This is a genomic window from Oleiphilus sp. HI0061, assembly GCF_001635675.1.
The window spans coordinates 1-2,628 of sequence record NZ_LWFE01001103.1; the positions used below are offsets into that span (position 1 = coordinate 1).

4 protein-coding genes are annotated in these 2,628 nt (G+C 43.2%); 3 read left to right on the forward strand and 1 reads right to left on the reverse strand.

Annotation, left to right across the window (positions count from 1 at the left end; genetic code table 11):
- Positions 1 to 747 (reverse strand): PHP domain-containing protein (locus A3735_RS15925; RefSeq protein WP_068638266.1); only part of this gene is annotated, 747 nt, incomplete at its 3' end.
- 167 nt (positions 748 to 914) lie between these two features.
- On the opposite strand from A3735_RS15925, the gene A3735_RS15930 reads away from it, so the two are divergent.
- The 3 genes from A3735_RS15930 to A3735_RS15940 form a co-directional block, all read left to right on the forward strand.
- Entirely contained in the window at positions 915 to 1,646 is a 732-nt protein-coding gene (locus tag A3735_RS15930; protein WP_068511596.1) for a VC0807 family protein, read from the forward strand.
- Positions 1,647 to 1,700: 54 nt separating this feature from the next.
- Positions 1,701 to 2,000 carry a YciI family protein gene (locus A3735_RS15935; RefSeq protein ID WP_068511593.1) on the forward strand — a complete coding sequence of 100 codons (300 nt, stop codon included), beginning with the start codon at positions 1,701 to 1,703 and terminating at the stop codon, positions 1,998 to 2,000.
- Positions 2,001 to 2,098: 98 nt separating this feature from the next.
- Positions 2,099 to 2,628, forward strand: a 530-nt coding sequence (locus A3735_RS15940; protein ID WP_068638267.1) for a TIGR04211 family SH3 domain-containing protein, incomplete at its 3' end; no start/stop codon positions are given.

Below are 2,628 nucleotides of genomic sequence, written 5' to 3' on the forward strand. Positions count from 1 at the left end.
GTCACTACCGATTGAACCTTTCAACCCCATTCGCTGACACAAATCACTAAGCATCCCGACTTCCCCTTGCTTCTGCCCTGAGGTAACTACCTCAATGCCTTCGCCTCCCTGCGCTTTAAATTCTACCAACATATTGCGCAGCTTAGTCAGGGTCATATTGTATTTTCTGGGGTGGGCAACGACAGCACTCCCCTTTGCGTTAACAATACTATTTACCATGTCTTTTAGCTCTGGCCATAAACTTTTTACATCGCCAACCTTCCCCGCACCCAGATACTTTTTAAAGGCTTCGTTATGATCGCTAACATAAGCTAGGTCAATCATCGCCTGTGCAAAATGAGGTCGGCCAGGGATCCCTGACTGAGTCAAAGCCCGAGCAGCATCTAACAGGCCTGGAAAGCCTTTTTTTTCTAGTTTTTCTGCAATTAGCTCTGCGCGTTGATGACGTGACTGTAACTGCTTTGCTTCAATTTCCTGCATCAAGCCCGAATTCAAGTCATAGTTGTAGGCAAGAACGTGGATGGTAAAGTTTCCCCAAACACATGAAAGCTCGATTCCGGGCACCATTGAAATCCCTTCAACATTTGCTGCGTCAAAAGCTTCTTGCTGACCGGCGACGGTATCGTGGTCAGTTAGAGACAAGAGTTTCACACCATTTGCCGCAGCCCTTTGAATAAGCTCTGTAGGGCTCAAACTGCCATCCGATGACAGGCTATGGCAATGTAAATCTATTGGCGAACGGTTCATAACTCTCCACGATTATCTAAGGTTGGTGTCATTCAGGTTTAATAAAAGCATGTTATGTAAAGATGGTAAGTTTGAACCTTCACAGTTTCCACATATAATCACCAACCTGTAAGCTTATTCACGTACTATTTGTACAACCTTTTAATACGGAACAACGCAATCACCTTATGAGCGAAAATACTATCGACACCTCAACACAGCCAAAGAAGCCTGCACAAAAACAGCAAACCAGTCATTTGTTACTTGAGCTCGCAATCTGCGTTATTTTACCTACCGTTATTCTAAAATATCTGAGCGGCGATGATAGCCTGGGACCTGTATACGCACTAATTTTTGGCCTTTCCTTCCCACTACTCTTTGGTATTTACCAGTTCATCAAAGAGCGAAAATTCGGATTCATCCCAGCGTTAGGCTTTATTAGCATTCTACTCACCAGCGGCATTGGCCTATTGGAACTCGATGCAAAATATATTGCAATCAAAGAAGCCAGCATACCATTGATCATTGCTATAGGTACGATTGTTTCACTAAAAACCAAGTACCCCTTGGTCAAAACATTTATTTATAACGACAAGATTCTGCAAATTGATAAGGTCGATGAAGCTCTCGACAAAAGTAATAACCAAGGCGCTTTTGAACGTGTCTTAAAAACAGCCACTTATATACTAGCGGGCTCTTTCATGCTTTCCGCTGCTCTAAACTATGCATTGGCAAAGTACATAGTCGTCAGCCCTTCGGGAACTGCCGAGTTCAATGACGAGCTTGGTACAATGAACCTGCTTAGCTACCCGGTTATTACAATACCCTGCGTCATCGTGATGATATACGCAATGCTCTACCTCTTTAAGCACATAAAACGATTAACGGGCTTGGATTTTGAAGACATCATCCATCAATAGCCTTAGAATGCTTTAATTAGTCTACGACCAAACATTGAAACAATAGAGAAACACATGTACTACGCAATTATCTCCCAGGATATCGAAAATAGTTTAGAAAAGCGCAAATCTGCAAGACCTGCTCATTTGGCAAGACTAGAAGAACTAAAACAACAAGGCCGCTTATTTGTTGCCGGCCCACACCCTGCGACTGACTCGGAAGATCCAGGTGAAGCAGGTTTTACAGGAAGTTTGGTAATAGCAGAGTTTGGTTCTTTAAACGAAGCCCAAGCATGGGCAGACCAAGACCCTTACGTTGCAGCCGGCGTTTATGAAAACGTTACGGTTAAACCATTTAAGAAAGTTCTACCTTAGTTAGAACACTTATCAAGCGACCTAAACCGGGGCTAACGCTACTGACTTTACGACTCGTTGTTTAAAACGGGCTTACTACGAAATACAGGATACAAATCGTGAAAACATCATTCCTTTCAAAGATCGCGGCCTCTATATGCTTACTCGCGTTGGCTATCAGCTCTGCATCAGCTGAAACTATGTACATAGACGACACCCTTTTAGTTCCCTTACGCAGCGGCGAAGGAGTCGGGTTTAGGATTGTCCACAAAGGACTTAAGAGCGGCACCAAGCTGGAAATTATTGAAAAGCTGAGCTCTGGCTACGCACACGTTAAAACGCCAAGCGGCATAGAAGGCTATCTGCCTTCTAGATATCTAACGGCGCAGCCTATTGCTAAAGTTAAGCTAGCCCAAGCTAATCAGGAGTTAGCTAAACTAAAAGCTAACTACGAAGAAACTCAAACTCAACTGGCCAACTTGAAAAAGAAGCACCAGAGTCTTAGCAAAGAACATACTCAAACCACTTCAGAGCTTAATGCTAATAGCAAAGAGCTAAAGAACATTAAGTCTATTTCGGCCAATGCCCTTAATCTAGATAAGCGAAATCGTGAGCTTAGAGAAAGTAATGAGCAGCTTAGAAACGAATT